Annotated in this window: 10 protein-coding genes and 1 pseudogene; 1 reads left to right on the forward strand and 10 read right to left on the reverse strand. The window is 32.2% G+C overall.

Features of this window, described 5'->3' with window-relative positions; genetic code table 11:
• Nucleotides 1–1049: hypothetical protein (locus LRP81_RS20265; RefSeq protein ID WP_230504551.1), on the forward strand; the 1049-nt coding region annotated here is incomplete at its 5' end.
• On the opposite strand, the gene LRP81_RS20270 is transcribed toward LRP81_RS20265, so the two are convergent.
• The 10 genes and pseudogenes from LRP81_RS20270 to LRP81_RS20315 all read right to left on the reverse strand — a co-directional run bounded on the left by LRP81_RS20270 (nucleotide 1014) and on the right by LRP81_RS20315 (nucleotide 16681).
• Entirely contained in the window at nucleotides 1014–1703 is a 690-nt protein-coding gene (locus LRP81_RS20270) for a hypothetical protein (RefSeq protein ID WP_230504553.1), read from the reverse strand. The genes LRP81_RS20265 and LRP81_RS20270 overlap by 36 nt on opposite strands.
• 728 nt (nucleotides 1704–2431) lie before the next feature.
• Nucleotides 2432–4438 (reverse strand): Eco57I restriction-modification methylase domain-containing protein, encoded by a 2007-nt coding sequence (locus tag LRP81_RS20275; RefSeq protein ID WP_230504555.1) that lies wholly within the window; start codon nucleotides 4436–4438, stop codon nucleotides 2432–2434.
• Nucleotides 4435–5925 carry a hypothetical protein gene (locus LRP81_RS20280; RefSeq protein ID WP_230504557.1) on the reverse strand — a complete coding sequence of 497 codons (1491 nt, stop codon included), beginning with the start codon at nucleotides 5923–5925 and terminating at the stop codon, nucleotides 4435–4437. The genes LRP81_RS20275 and LRP81_RS20280 overlap by 4 nt, the downstream gene beginning before the upstream one ends.
• Before the next feature lie 20 nt (nucleotides 5926–5945).
• Nucleotides 5946–7574, reverse strand: coding sequence for a P-loop NTPase fold protein (locus tag LRP81_RS20285; protein WP_230504559.1), 1629 nt, complete (start codon nucleotides 7572–7574; stop codon nucleotides 5946–5948).
• A 135-nt stretch (nucleotides 7575–7709) separates the two neighbouring features.
• Nucleotides 7710–8486 (reverse strand): hypothetical protein, encoded by a 777-nt coding sequence (locus tag LRP81_RS20290; protein ID WP_230504561.1) that lies wholly within the window; start codon nucleotides 8484–8486, stop codon nucleotides 7710–7712.
• Between the two features lie 147 nt (nucleotides 8487–8633).
• Nucleotides 8634–10172, reverse strand: coding sequence for a Tn7-like element transposition protein TnsE (locus LRP81_RS20295; RefSeq protein WP_230504563.1), 1539 nt, complete (start codon nucleotides 10170–10172; stop codon nucleotides 8634–8636).
• The gene (locus LRP81_RS20300) at nucleotides 10153–12021 is read right to left on the reverse strand and encodes a TnsD family transposase (protein ID WP_230504565.1); all 1869 of its coding nucleotides are present in this window, start codon (nucleotides 12019–12021) and stop codon (nucleotides 10153–10155) included. The genes LRP81_RS20295 and LRP81_RS20300 overlap by 20 nt, the downstream gene beginning before the upstream one ends.
• An 11-nt stretch (nucleotides 12022–12032) precedes the next feature.
• Nucleotides 12033–13727, reverse strand: coding sequence for an ATP-binding protein (locus tag LRP81_RS20305; RefSeq protein ID WP_230504568.1), 1695 nt, complete (start codon nucleotides 13725–13727; stop codon nucleotides 12033–12035).
• Nucleotides 13702–15857, reverse strand: a pseudogene (locus LRP81_RS20310) (Mu transposase C-terminal domain-containing protein). The gene LRP81_RS20305 and the pseudogene LRP81_RS20310 overlap by 26 nt, the downstream one beginning before the upstream one ends.
• The gene (locus tag LRP81_RS20315) at nucleotides 15854–16681 is read right to left on the reverse strand and encodes a TnsA endonuclease N-terminal domain-containing protein (RefSeq protein ID WP_230504573.1); all 828 of its coding nucleotides are present in this window, start codon (nucleotides 16679–16681) and stop codon (nucleotides 15854–15856) included. The pseudogene LRP81_RS20310 and the gene LRP81_RS20315 overlap by 4 nt, the downstream one beginning before the upstream one ends.
• Nucleotides 16682–16693: the final 12 nt, after the last annotated feature.

The raw sequence follows: 16693 nt of genomic DNA on the forward strand, positions 1-16693 counted from the left end.
ATATAGAATTGCAGAAAAATAATAATTCTAAATTAATTATTGATCCTTATGTACAAACATTAGGCTATTCTGCATTTACAGCTAAAGAAACATATAAGAAATTACCTTATGTTATAAGTAAGTTAAGAAAAGAAACGCCTAGAGATTTTATTTTAGCATCTGATATTGCAGAGAGGGCTAAAGGAGTAATTAATTTCCAACTATCTTATGATAGCGATATCCTATTATCACCAGTTCACTTATACAACTCTGTAAACGATCCATGGATTAAGACAGATTATAATCAATTTAAAGCTTCCAAGTCCTACTTAGAATTATTAAATAATAGAAAACCGCTATATTATGGTATATATCTGAATATTGAAAAGTTCGAAGATACAAATGAAATAGATCAATTAATCAATTATATTTCAGCAGCCCAACCTGATGGGTATTACCTCCAAATTGCAGGAGACTTTTCAACATTAAACAGCAATCATTATTATGCTTATGCTTATCTAGTTAAAATTCTTTCGCACAGCAAAAAAGAAATTATTGTTTCGAGAATCAATGATTTTTCCTTAGGGTTACTTGCAATAGGTGCAAATACCATCGCTATAAGTTTAGGACAAGGAGACAGTTTTAAAGAAGAATTTCTAAATAAACAAGAAGGAGGAGGAACAAAGCGAAGATACTATATACCAGAACTATTGGGACTATATAACGAAAACATCCTAGAAGATATTCTTTCCACAAATCAGGGGAAAAAATTTGTATGTAATTGCTTATATTGTGAAGGTTCACTGGAAAAAGATAGATTGTCAAACTTTCACAATACTATCCGGCATCATTACACTGTTAAAAAGCAGCAGATTGATGAGTATTCAATACTTTCTAATGAGGAAAGGTTGAGAAAATTTAGTACTTCTACAGATTTGGCGCAACAATATATTAGAGAGATTCTTAAAGAAAAAAAGATTAAAAATCTTAGCTACAAACATTTTGGTATATGGAAAGAAGTAATTCTAGAGGTTTCAAAAATGGACCTTCCTCAACCTTCCAGTATTTAAATTTGAATTTTGTATAATATTTTCGGCAATTCTATATCTCATTACTGGGTCTATAGGTTTTTGTGATTGAGGTTTATACATAACCTCTACTTTAGATCCTACTGAGATTAAACCAATATTATATTTTTTGAATTCATTTAGGTCTACTCGATGAATATAATCCATATCTAGAGCAACATAAGCACTTTTAGCAAACCTTAGGTACCTAATAGCTTGAGTAAGGGCCGCTTGCCAATTACTTAATTTACCTTCAATAGCCACGATATCTGCTGAAAAAATATAAAATGATTTATTACGAAAATACTTCCCATCTTTTAAGATTACTGCTTCGATCTCCGTTAAATATTTTAAAACTTTATATTTCAATTTTTCAGCGGGTATATAGTGGTTACTTAATATCTCTTCAAAACATACTCCTTTTTTCTTTTTCCATAAATACATAAAAATTTTAATTTGATCATTATTTTTTAAAAAGACACCGTTCCTACTTTCAAAATACTGTATAAAGTCAGTTTTATTTTTTATTACTATAAGGTCAGCAATTCCGTACCCTCCACCAACTTCATCAAAAAACAATTTGTTAATATATTCTTTTTTTAGTCTTTTAATTAGATCTTCTTCTGTAGCGAACATAAAAGCCTCCGTATTTTTCACCATTAATTAACATTTAAATTATATATTACTCCATCTTTATATTCCATTATAGATGTTACTATTATATTTTTTTCAGAAAATTCTGTGGATTATAAAATAGTATTGCTTTACTAAAGTGAAACTTTCCTAAGTCCTATTATTCACTTTAACTCATATTTAATAAATCCCCCTTTACGCGTTGAGAATAAGAAAACGATGAGGATTATTAAGACCAAATACAAACAGTTCATAAGAGTATATCAATATTAATAAACAACATTCAGTTGATTGGAAGTCTTATTCAATTATATGGCCCTTTAACTGAACAACAATAGTTTTATTATTGATCTTTCAATTCATATGTTCTGATCCTTCTCATGATAAAAACACCCCTTTAGATAATCATATCCAAAGGGGTGTTGTAGGTTAAAAATAAAGTTTGATCAAAAATACCTTGTAAACCCATATTTTATAAGACTAAAAAAGAACCCATTTTGAGAAAAGATTGCTCAAAATGGATTTGTCACTTGTACATACAGATTACATTTTTATAAAAAAGTTTGATCAAAACTTCAAAAAGTTCACTTTATACGGTTTCTATTTTTAAATCGCTCTTTCTAGCCAGTGTTCAATTGAACTTTATATAGCATTTTAAACACATTTTTCACATAGAAATTTCTCAATCGATTATAAAAGAATATGCTTAAATCAATCTTATACCTCAAAACACACTCTTTTATGTTAAGGGATTAGCTTTCACAAAAAGCTTCGATAATTCCCCTGTCTTCTATTTCTAATTTATAGACTCTATATACTATATCATTCAGTAATCCTTCTAAAAAAGAAATGTTTGTTTGTGTATTTAATATTTCATCTACTATTCTAACGATCTCTGTATACTCATTCGTCTCTCTATCTAAGAATACCAAAGGATACTCTTTTATGGTTGGAGCTTGAAACCTATACTTTTTTGAATGTAGGTGCGTAGAGTTTATCTGTTTGTGGAAAAAACTTAGAACATTACTATTTAAAATTCCTAATAAATATTTATAATCATTTAGTATATACTCATTTTTCAATTTTATACCATATACCGTTCCATTATAAAAATATCCCTTTGTATCTAACGAAAACTTATTATATGATGACAGGTCTGGCGTTAATATCTTTATCCCACTAAATGTATTAAATGAACGTGGAGTCCAATGTTCAAACCATTTTTTACTACTTTGTTTCATAAAATATGTTCTATTACTTAGTTCAGTCTTATGCTCTAAGAGATATTTTTTAACATTGGAATAGTCATTTAATTGTATAGGAATTGATACTCCATCTAGATTTTCATAAGGATACAATATATTAGTATCTTTATTTTTTTGGTCTCCAGACCAAGTATAAGTCCACTTTTTTAGATTTCTTCCTCGTAATAATGGATGAAGGACTTCCTTTTCAAGCTTTTTTTCCAAAACAAAATCATTTGTCATTTCTTTACAAAATACATTATCAGCTGTGGTTTGTACACCGATAGAAACTTTACTAATAATATCGCCCAATAAAATATTTGAGTTATTCAAAATTTTCTTTAATATAGCTTCACTAGTATCCTCTACATATCTCCATTTTTCATCGATTATAACATTCCCAAGTCTTTTTTTACTAAGCACTTCTACATCGTTTATTACTTTAAACCAATCTGAATTATTAACAATATTATTATTTGTATGCTTTTCAAAAAAATACACTGCAGATAATACCGCAGCTTCAAATGGAAATATTGCACTCAAATCATATACTTTTAGCAATTCGGCATTTTTACCAACATATTCTCGAATACCCCTTCCATACTGGGTTGCCATAAACTTATCAGAACATAAAACAATTACTTTCCCCAATTCTTTGACTAATTTTAAACTCTTTTCAATAAAAATTGGATATAAATCAAATCGCCCTGTTGCCGAATAATAAATATCCTTCAATTTCTTTCTTACATCTTGATCAATTAATTGATACCTTAAATACGGGGGATTTGTGATCACCAAATCAAAGCTGTTATCTTCAAGGAATTCATGATTCTCCAACAAAGAATTTACCTGGTAAATAGGAAATTCTATATTTGGGTCGATTACCTTTTGGTAATATACGACCTCCATTAACATCCTTAGTTTAGTTATTAAACAAGGAATTTTTTGAATATCTACCCCAATAATAAATTCCCCTGCTATTAGATTATTAACTATATTTTGATTTGATTCAAAGGAGCCTTTTTCTAAAAATGCACCTAGAATTCTTACCAAGAAATTCCCAGAACCACAAGCAGGATCAATGATTTTCTTAGTAGGTTTCAATTCATCCCCTAGTTCAGTCAAAATAAATTCAACCAGTTCATTTTGCGTGTAATGTTCACCTAACTTTTTCCTTTGCTCTTTTCCAGAACAAAGGACATATATGCTTCCCAGTATATCTTCAGTCGTATAAAATGGGGGGTGCTTCTTCAACCAATTGAAAAAAAAGAAAAGATTTTTATTTTCTAAATCTAATTCGCTAAAGATACTTTTATTAAGTTTCTCCATTGATTCTGTCTTTAATTCTTTAAAATCTATACTATTTAAGTCTTTGCTCCATGCATTAATTTCAATATATCTAGAACAGAAAGAGATTGCATACAGCAAATAGTAACACTGCAAATCAGACATTTTAATATTTTTATTTTTCTTTATTTGATCAACAGTTTCAAAAATATATTTTTTAGCCATCATGTACAAATCCGACTTAATGCATCTATTATTTGCTGTTCTAGTGTTTCTTTATCTGTACTAACACATAACATACAAGGCTTTTTTATTAAGTTATCCTCATGCCCCCACATCACTTCATTTTGATTAATACTCCTTCTACCATTATCAAAATAAGCTACTGCCAAAAATCCTGTAAAAATATTTGCATAGCGTTGAGAGATTTTTGTTGCTATATCTCTTTTTACTCTACTGAATTCGTGTGCATTTCTTTTTGCTTCTACCGCAACAATATATTCCTGATCATTTTTTACATTCTTCATTCGAATTAGTAAGTCTATATCCCTTGAACTTTTTGTTGGTTTACCACTTCTTATAAAATCAAACTGCAAATCAGTTAATAACTCAATAATTTTCAATTCACTTTCGCTTGAACTAATTTTCTCTTGCACTACATTAAAAATATGCTCGATATAATCTTGGTGCCAGTAAGCACGAACATAGTGTAGTAGATGCTGAGGTGGTGCATATATATTTTCTACATTATTTAGTTCAGAAACTCTTTCTGGATCACTTTTATCATTTTCTGTAAAAATCAATCCAGAAGAAGCATCCACCCAAATATTAGTATCAGTCAAGTGATTTTTTATAACTCTATTATATTTTTGCAGGAATCTAGTGATATTATTCATATTTGATATACTTAAATATTGTTCTTCCTTTAAGTACCCTTTATCTAATAAATCTTTTAAAAGCCGACTAATTGAACCATCTATATCTTTAGACTGACTCATCTTCAAAAAAGATTGCATTAGAATATTTTTAGATAAATGTTTTTTATTCTCCCTGTAACCACTTGAAATTTTTCTACTTAACAACCATTTCCAGTTAATATTATCTTCCCATTCCACATCACTAAATAATTCGCTTGTCTTGTCAATCAAATACTTTAGCATATCAAAATTAAACGTTTTTATACTCACTTTCATTGAATGAGAAAAGTTCATATAGCCAATAAAAGCTATTCCAAAATTAAGAGTTTTCAAAGTGAAAATTGCTATATTCTCACAACGAATATTATGAATAAGTGGTATTTTAGAATAGGTTCTTTCTGCATAATCGATTTTTTTCAATAGTTTATACTCTGTATCATATTCCTGAACTTCACTATCCTGTATCCTTGCTAATTGAGAAAGGAATTCTTCTTCACTAAGACTACTATTCTTAATATTAAACTCGAATATTATTTCTTCTGATTCATAGAACTCTAAATCAAATTCATCCTCTGAATAGTCTGTCTTCATCTTTACTAGTTTAATAAATTCATCCTTCAATTGATGGATTTTATCTAAAGGAGGCGCCTCGTTTATATCAAATATGATTGTATGCTCAATCATAAACTTATACTTACATTTATATTCTTCCAAAACAGTTTGAATTTCAGCTTCACTAATTTCAATACTATCAGGAATGGTTAAATCTATAAAACACCATTTTTGATTTTGTGACATACGTATAAACCCTCTCAACGTCATTTTATATCATTAATAACTCTTTCTAATTCAGACATAATCTTCTCTCTTGAAATATTCTCCTTCATATTTTTATAAACAAAAAGATTATATAGCTCAAGTTCATTAATAGCTAGTGCATGAATATCTGGATAAAGACTTAACATCTGAACAATTGCCTTTGTTTCCCATTGCTTTTGATATATAAATATAGTTTCAAAATCATCTTCCTTAGTACTTAAACTATCTTTATATTTAATACACTTATCAATACTAGTTATTAAACTTTTAGAATTAGAAGTTGTTGAAATAAAAAACAATTTTTTAGAAACTAGATTAGAAACAAATAATACCGATCCAACTTCATTCTCTAACGCTAGCTTCTTATACCTTAATTCCATCAATAATTTTTCAAGAGAACTTTTAATCATACCAGGTTTAGCATTAGGATGTGCGTCTTCCCATTGTTTTTTAGCGTCTTGAATTATTTTTTCATACTCTACTCGGGTATCTGTAGAAATTTCTAACGTTTGTTTATTCATACGTAAATCATCCATTATACCGAGCATATTTAATATCGCATCTCTATAGCTCATTGACTGTACGGTATCTCCACCTAATCGTTCTAAAAATCGTTTTCTCATTTCCGATTCATTTTTAGAATAAATATCATAATCATAAGCAATTCTATATCTAACAGATAATTCATTAAATAATTCTTTGAACTCCAAGGGATCTGCTGGACTAAACTCACTCAAAGCATTAATTTGATGTTGAATTCTTGACCATAATGCTAATTCTGCACTTTCTACCTTTTCTTTTAAATGTCCTTCAGATTGCTCAGTTACAGACGTAATCAGTACAATATCTGCTGGATCAAATTTAACAGCTTCATCGATAAAGGCTTTATAACTTGTAAAGAAATTTCTACGGGCAGCAGGGGTTAATGAAAGATATGCATGCTCAAATTCATCTAATAAAACTAGTAAATACCCATCCTTCTTTTTATACTTTAAGAAAAATTGAATGATCTTTATATAATCTGAATCAATTAGATTCTTAATTCCCAATCGTAATAATTCAGTCCGTCCATGTGAAGCCCCCATTACCCTAATAGCAGCACTTCCCTTTTTGGTTTTCGCACAAACTTCATACAATATCCTTGCTAAATCATTCGAAACCTTATATCTATTACATAGCATACCTATAATCAAATCTTGTTCGCTGTCTAAATCACCTTCAAATTCTGTGACTAATAAATTCATGGCACGAGTAAAATCCTCATAATATTGCTGGAAAATCTTCGAAACAATCATTTTCACAAAACTATGTTTAACAGTACTGGTTTCTTGTACTTGGAATTTAACCATGTAAAAATTCCCATTATCATTCATTCTTGATTCAATCCAGTTCAAAAAGTGGGTCTTTCCACCACCAACTTTTCCTGTTAAAACAACATGTTCGAATCCATATCCGCGCATACAATCTGTCAATTTTTGAGTTAGCCGACTTTTTATTTCATTTTGATTTACGATAAACGTTGGCTTTTCAGGTGGCTGTGAATTTTTCATCCCATTTATTTCTTTTATAGCAATTTTCTTTTCTAGTTTAGTTTCATTTGCAAATAATTTTTCTATAAATTGAATCATTTACATTTTACCCTCCTAAAAGAATCACCTTTTTCAAAGGACAGAAATAACACTCAAAAGTCCCGTTTTCTTTGATCACATTTATTAACATAAATAATTATTCTTTTTAATCCACCAAATACTAAATCAAAATGATCATATTTCGAAATTCCTTTTTAGCTTCAAATAATAAAACTTATTCTCCCCTATCCAAATATAACCCTTAGAAGCAAAGTCATTATTCACTGTAGAAAATGATATATATGAAGACAATATAGGATCAAAATATAATTGTTTTATGAAACTTTCAGATATCCCCTTCTCTATATTTTCTTGTTTCATTATTTCATTTTGTAATTCAACCAACGTAATATTTTTATCATATTGATTATTAGTCAACTCTAAATATACTTTTTGCATTTTTTTTAAAAAATCCATGTAATTCCCGTATTTTTCAAAAGGATTTTTGAACATGTTATTTTGACAAATCTTTATCATTCTTGTTAAACCGAATAATTTTTCCCTATTAGTAGATATTTTTCCTTCTTGGTAACCCAATTCATATAACTCTTCTAAAAGCTCTGGTTTTAGCAATTTTAATTCAGGATCAATAAAACATATATTTTTACAAATATCAAACAAATCAGGAATCTTATACACTGAATGTAATATTAATCCATCTACCGATCTTTTCAAATCTATATACAACTGAGATTCCCATGTAAGACTAAATTCTGAAGTCCCTTCAATTATATTTAACTTTTTTAACTCTTTAATAGTAATATTTGTTCTTGAGGGACGTTTACCAAGTAATTCACCTACAAAGCTCTTTAAAGCCTCATCTAAAATTGGTTGATTATAATCTACATGAATTAGTATTTTTTCAAGTACTTCCATAGAAGGAGGAAATTCATATAAAGGATATATTTTCACCATATTACCTCCTAGTCTTTTTATCGATAAAGTCATTTTATCGATAAAAAACCATCAATGTCAAATATAGTTTTATTTCATTCTATTCTATCCTAAAATTCGTCTTTAAAACGATAATTAGTGATTTCCTATGAAAAGTAATAGCTCTTACTCCTTCAATAATTTATCTAATAAAAAATCAGCTTGATGATATATACTTTTAAAGCTATGCCTCATCTTAATAACCTTAACATTTCGACTTACAATCTTTTGCAAAGATTTACTTGTCCAAGTACCACCATCATTAACCAAGTTTAAAAGTAAGTTATCATATATGTATTTCCAATTATTAATTGAAAGTGAATACATAATCAACAACGATAAAGAACGACTCTCTCTTTCAATTTCTATTATACTAAACCTCCTTCTATCTGCCATATATATATCAGCAACCAAGTAACGCCGCTTCGTAATACCATCATTTAATTTTGTAAACTTTCGTTTTCCTAATCCCTCAGGAAGTATATCAATAAACGCTCGAATCCTTTTTATTTGCGGAGATTGTTCCATTATCTTCAATACATTAATAAAATCTTGCAGCTCGCCTTTTGCCTGAATTTCATGTAGCATTTGATGCTCTAATCCTCGCACAAGTTGTTGGCCACCACTGTCTGCTGTAGATCGAATAGAATCATGATTAATGTAGTATTTCTTTGTGTTTTCATCTTCCTTCTTTCGTTGCTTGGAAGGGCTACCTTTAATACGTTCAATTCTGGGAACTAATGTATATTCATGTTTTAACTGATTCATTTGCACGAGATCAAAGTCTTCTGTAGAACCATCTAATTGTTCATCTAGTACAAACCCTTCTTCATCACCCTGTCTATTTAGAGAATGGTAAGTGTATTTCTTTGCCTCATTGGATTTCTCTTGTTCTTGTATTTCTGGATGTGAAATTGAAATATGTTGGTACGGGATATCTTTGTTTTTCACATTAACAATTTGTAATACTGTACACGTGTTACTCTTCTCCTTTACACGAGCTGTTATTGTAATCGGTTGTGTAAAGCTCCATTCGAACTTCAAAGTCCTTTCCTGCAACCAAGTAAATGCGATATTTTCATATGTCTGTCGTAGATCACGGTTTGTCAGCAACCACATCAATTGATAAATGAAGGTTGGCTTTGTGTATTTCAATTCATATTGTGATGAAAAGCTAAGATGTATTTTATTAGGTTCGTATGTTTCTGTGAAGAACTGAGGAAATGAATTCGATTCAAACAAGCGATATAAAAGAAAACCATTCGGAGCTAATATACTACGTAATACTTCAATGACTGGTAAAATAACATTCTTCCCATTGAAAGAGAACACGAAACTACGGGAAGTTGCAGCATCACTGCTTCCTTGAATAGACCAAGGTCGTTCGTGATATTTAACTTTATTAGGATAAATAGTCATATCTATCTCCTGTACACCTTCAGGGGCTTTACTTGCCGTTATGATGCCATCAGTATAAAAATGTTGGATTGCTAGACATGGTAATGTGCCCCAATCCATTAATATACCTTCTGTACGACCTTGTGAGCGAAAATAAGCTTTAATCATCATTTTATGATCAGAACGGAATGGTTCACCAATCCATAACAGTTGTGCTTTTTCACCTTTTGCAAAAGGCCAAGCAATTTTAACCTGTTGTTTGCTCATAACTTTTCACTTCCTGTTTTGTTCGTAAATATTCTTCCAAATACGGTTTTATTTCATGAAAATGATGTGACTTCACAGCGCCAATACGCTGTACTTTCCATAATACAACTGGTTCTTTCCTCTGTAATATTTGATCAATAATCTTACAACAACGTCTGACTTGGAATTGCTGAGTAGATTCCGTAGTTTCAGATAGGAGCTTTTTAGACTGAGGGAGCTTATCAAGATGTTTCTCCAAGTTTGATAATATTCCAAGCCGTTTTCCAATAATCGAGATTGTAATTCGAACAGGTTTATCTAGTTCGATTAGCTCCTTGTAAAGCTTCTCCACTTTAAAGCAGTATTCTCGATCACGTGAGGCCCAATCGACAATTTCTTGGTTATTCTTCTTCTCCTGAATTATAGGCAACTGTTCGAACAGCCATTCTTTATCGTGACGATACAAGTACATATATTCTTTTGGGAAACACTTACGAATTTGTGTTCTTGAATAACGTGGGTATTGTCGCATTCCTTTTAATAATTGTTTTCGATAAATTAGCAACATCGAAGGAATAGCATTTTTTGATAATCTTTCAATTTTCATCTCTGAAGAAAGATATTTTTTTACCGTTTTCGAATCTACACCAAGCATTTTAGCTAATGCTCTTGTACTGTACGTCCCTTCGTCTTCCAATTCATGTAACTTAGCCTTCCAGACGTCTCCAAACGCTTTTATACGGCCAATACGATATTTATCTTCAGATAATCTATCAGGACCTTTTCTAGCGTAAATAAAACCACAAGAGCATTCAAACGTACCAATGGGTGCTTTTGATTTAAAATCTCTCGTAACATTTACTTCGGGAATCACAAATTCCTTATAATGATTAGCTGCTTTATTTAAACAAGGCCATGGGCCCCTACCGATAGGACCTGTATCGGCTTCAACTTGTAAAAAGGAATCTACATCTTGTTCTAAGAAATAAAGCATAAGCAAATGACGGAAAGGATGTGCATGACGTTTTAGATTGCGTGTAATAATCTTCAGCCAATTGTACTCATCATCAACATCGATTGCTGATTCATACTTAACTAAAAATCCTTTTGGAAACTTTGATTGAAATGCTTTGTATAGCTCATTTTGCCGAATTCGATTAGAAGTTGTTATTAAATTACGCCCACGTAAAAAAACACGATATTTAAGATTAATAGATTCCCTTGAAAATTGATGTATTGGAACTTGCAGTAGTCTATAAGCCATTTTTGCTAAAGCAATTTGAATGGCTACAAACTCTTTTGGTTCAACTTCTTGAATCATTGATAAGTTCATTACCTTTTTATCGAATCGAATAAACTCAATTCTACTCTGCTTTGAAAAATCGACAGGATACTTCTTTAATTTCAATTCATGATGAGCACAGAAATCAATCCCTTGTAGTTGATGCTCACGATGAATATAGGGTTCTCCATGTTGTTCAATATCACTAGTTGCACATTCCGGACAATAATAGAGCCCGTCCTTTTTACAAATACCTCCTGCGACCATACCTAGTCTTGTATATAGTCCTTTTCCATCGCCTTGAACATCTTGTAAAAGTTCTTGCTGACGTTGTTTGGAAAGAAAATGAGCATAGTAAGGGTAAATCGTGTGATTAGCCACTAGGTTTTCAACAGAATAATTGGGGTCTAATTGCTCAACTAGTACAGAAAAGTGGCTGCCAATCTCTACGCTTGGTATAACAGAACGATTTTGAAATACTTCTTCCAACGTATCTTTGCAATCAATATTCCCACTGTAAAAGTGATAACGTGCGACCGCCGAATAAATCAATTCATCTGGATATGGATCAGTAAAGAATGGCAGCATTTGATTCCCTCCTAGTAGAATTCCTCCAAAGGATTTTTAATGTATCCATTTGCTTTTAATAATTCATAGGGGTGTTGCTTTTTGTCTAACGCTTGCTTTCTTAGCCTTAGCAATGGTAGAATCTCTGTATTTTTTGCTTTTACCTTTGCTTTTTGATCTTTCTTTTGTTGATTTAATGCAATCGCCTGCTGAATCACTTCTGATTTAAGCTGATTAAATTCAATATCAAGTGGATTTCCCTCAACTATATTTTGTACGAGCTTTTTAATATCGTTTTCTTTCAAACTATCAAAAATACCAAGGGCTGCCACTTCAATACTTAAGTTCCCAATCATGTCCTGACGTTTATACTCGATTGTATTTTGGCGCTCTTTAAATGCTTCTTGAATACGTCCTGTCATTTCAGTATTTCGCTTGTGATTCAGCATGACTTCATCCAAGTTAATCATAATATCTTCATATTTCATCATATCGGCAAAATTGTTCGTCCGAATAGCTGTCATCATTGGTTGAGTCGTTTGCATATCTTCCCTAGCAGTCTTTTTTAACACTTGTGGTGTAATGATTTCAGCCTGGTTGTCCTCATCAAATAATACTCGTTCTTGCGCTAGAATAAATAGGTTCACGGCAACAGCAGTAATCCCTTGGCATTCATAATAAAATGCCTTCTTTGTCTCCTCCGTAAGCTCAGAATGGTTTTTTAAACACTGTAATTCCCAAAGTGTCTCTAGGAAAAACTCCCACTCTTCACTATTTTCGTCCATACGATCCCAAATAATAGCTCCATCACTTGCTGCCCGTCTTGCCTGTCTGAAGTTTCCTTTGAATAGTTTTTGTGCTTTAGAAGTGCCGATTAAAACCGTAGGAATGCCAACTGTATTAGACAGTGTTACAAAAAAATTTAACATTTCTTCCTGTTCATTTTTGGAATGTAGTAAGTGCTGGATTTCATCAATTACTAGAACACCGATGCCATACATACTTGCTAACGATGTCATGTGCAATAACATTGTCGATGTCACACGGTTCAAATAACCGTACTTTTCTAAATATCGAGTACCGAGTAAATCATCAATTGCTTTGAAAAAGCTTTTGCAAAGTGTAGATAAACTTCCATCATACGGGCAGTCAATCTTAAGCCAAACAATTTGAGTTCGATTAAACGATTGTCCTTTGTATTCTTCATGCTTGATTACTTGTGGATACATAAGCAAAAGACGTTCAATTGCTGTTGTTTTACCAATTCCAGAAATACCGATAATCGATAAGCTATCAGCAGATGACCGTATATAATTTAGCCGTTCATCTATATATTTATGAGCTGTTTCCTCTTCTTCACGCAATTCATGTAACACCCGAACACGCTCTAGAAATGTTCTATCTAATGGATTTCGCGCCAAGTAACCTCTCCGAATCAATGTAGACAATCGTCGTTCTACCTCGAAATGAATCGGTAACGGCTGGATAAAATTCCTTACACGCTTTAAAACGTGATAACGAATATTCGTTTCACTTAATTTATCTTGCTCACTAATTCGTGGAGTCACCATAAATCGCTCGAGCACATCATCCTCATTAAATATAGGCGGAAGAGCTTCGATGAAAGGATTATTGGCATATTCATTTAAAAGTTGCTGCTTATAGACAGCTTTCTCAAAATCTCCTTTTAAGACAACCATGTCATTTGTCTTTCCCAAATTCCTCATCTCGCTTCTTCTTTAGTTTTTCCATAAGACGTGAGCTCGATTTCTTAGGTGGTGTTTCATCAATCTTCTCTTTTGTAACAAAGTCGATTACGTCAGCAGTTTCACTAACCTTATTAGGTGATAAATCGAACTTTTCAGCTTCACGATTTAACTGTTTTTCAACATCCTTGTTTTCACGAATAGCTGCTATTTAGCTTTCTTACTACCTGGCTGATTGAAAGATTCCTTTTTGTTCTTCACGGCTTTTTTTATAATCTCTTCCAATGCTGCATCAGTATTTACTGTAAGCTGAATTTGATTTGTTCGTTCCATTTCTTCTAGTTCATTCCGAAGTTGTTGTTGAAAGACGATCTCTTCCAAGAAATCACCTTTATATTGCTGACTAGGTTCTAATAAAACACACGCCTCAAAGTCTATTCCGTTATCGTGGGGAATATAGATTTTTTCAATATGTCGTGGATCATAAACGATTTCTAGACTTCTATTTTTCAACTTTAAATACCATTGCTCTTCAATCGCTTGACGAGAGCCATACAGAAGGTTTTTAAACTTGATCCCAGCTCTTGAAATTGTCGCTTTTCCACGTGGAAGCACGTTCAAACGAAGAATATTTCGATCAACTGTTCTTAACCTTCCTTTGCGATTTTGAATGCCCCAACTCCATAAGTTAATTGGCGTTGGCACTAGTCCATCAGCTACCATTTCCTTTTCAACAGGATATTTATCAATGACCTTTTGGTTATGATGAAGCGCCATCGTAATAATTAGAGATGTAAATTCCTTTAAATTCAGAGTAGCATTTAAACGATAATCCTGATCTCCACGTTCTCGATATTCTTTTTGAATTGCTCCGGGGGCTTTTTGCTTTACCTTCCCATTAAAAGTACGGAATTTCCTTTCCACAATCCCTTTCAAGTCTCCACGATAAGCTGTAGTATTCTCAATTTTAATATTAAGATTGTTAATTAAAGTCTCTACCGAATAGCCTTCAAACTCACCCCGGTCGGCGATAATAATTTCAGGCAAATGATGTGTTGGCCATTGCTCAGGTGTAATATCAATTCCGTATTGCTTACAGAATTCTACTTTGTCAGCAACCATATTATCTAAAGCCATCATTGCACCAATCCACGAAGGCCCTTCTAGCCCAACATAAAGACCTGTAATAATGCGTGAATATACATCAAGTACAGCATAAATAACTGGTCGCCCAATTACTTTATTTACGTCAAGTGAACTGACTAAATAAATATCCGCGATAGTTGCGTCAATTTGAAATCTAGTACCGGGACCATTTGTTTCTAATTTAGAATTACTTAAAATCGGACGATGCTTCAATTCATATTCTTTTGTACTTTTACGGAACTGAATATCTTTTGTCGGGTCTTCAAGCTTTTTAAACCAGTAGTAAAACTGATGGTACGAGGGAATTCGAGTGGCCTCCCAAATACGGTACTTTAGCTCACCATTTTCCTTATAGCGATCAGAGTAAAAGTCACGCAGCATGAAATTATAAACATCTCTTAAAGAGTAATTATTCTTTTTCCTGTAGTACTTGTTGATAACGTGCTCAATTTGGACCTTTACCTCGTCAGTAATGTTAATACCGGTTTGATATTCATTATTTATGTTTATCTTTCTAGGACGACCAACCTTTGCATTTGTAAGGGCTTTTGTTCTCCCTTTACCACCTGAATTAGAGTAGTCGGGTAACATAGCGTTTTTTGTCATCCCCCTCTGCCAATAGCGAGTCAGTAACTTTTTAACTTTTGTCTTGCCTAGGTTGCTGTCCCGAACGATTTCATGAATTTTATTTTCTCTTCCTCGTTTGTAGAGCAAATTTTGCATATTGGGAACACAGTATTTTTGTATAGTTTCCCAATCTTCTTCGCGCTTACGAATTTGCACTTCTGTTAAATCACTTTCTGAAATCATTTTTGCATATGGATCATTAATCGCAAGTAGCTCTCCTTGATTCATTTCTGTAATTAGGTTGGAATATAGCTCCCTCCTTGGCATAGCACTACTCGTGTCAATATTAACGATATAGACATGTGGCTCTTCAATATCAATTACCCGAATCCTTGTCGAATCGGTCACATATTGAAACACTTGATTCATATAAATCATCCGTATTTCACCTTCTCTAAATTACCTTCATCAATACACTTAATATCAATTGTTTGCTCTAAATCAATCGTCTTTTGCATATCAATGACTACGATTTTTCTAGCAAGTAAGTGATATAATAGTGTAACACCACTTCCAAAAGGTAAGTGTGTATCTGTATCAAACTCATTTGTAATTTCACGGATACTTCCTGAATTATTCAATAGGCGATTCATAAGAGATATGGATAAATCCTCAATATTTTGGTCATCCATTTCTTGATATACATCATAGCTACGAATATCAAAATAATCATGGATATAACTAATATTTCTAGCCATTGTCTTATGAATTTCTTCCTCTGTTACAGTTGCCCAATTAATACTTCTACGCTTCCAATATTCCCGCTCAATTTCAAACTTCTCTAACACGCGTTCTTCTAACAACTTATCTTTCATTTTGATAGTATGAGCGACTTCAAATACACCTTGTCCTTTATCAACTGTTAATAAAAAGTCCGTTGTCATAACAATTGGAACGCCTGTTTTCGGATCAGCTGGGTGTTTAATCCCAAGCTCTTCAGCAATGACAATCGTCTCTTTTTGTGGTAATAAAGGAAATTGTTCACGAATATCTACAATAACATCCGAAAATTCAGTTAAATAAAAGTAGTTCCGTTCCAAATCCGATAAAAACTCATGTTGTCTACCGGTTTTTATACCTTTTAATCTTGTTGATCGACCTAATGAAGAAACATCTTGAATTTTAAGCCAAGGCTGATAATCTTCCCCACTGCCCGTTCCCCGACCTTCTTTAATCCACTTATCAATTTTTCTTTTCGACACAAAAACACCCCT

This window comes from Sutcliffiella rhizosphaerae, assembly GCF_917563925.1.
GTDB lineage: Bacteria > Bacillota > Bacilli > Bacillales > Bacillaceae_I > Sutcliffiella_A > Sutcliffiella_A rhizosphaerae.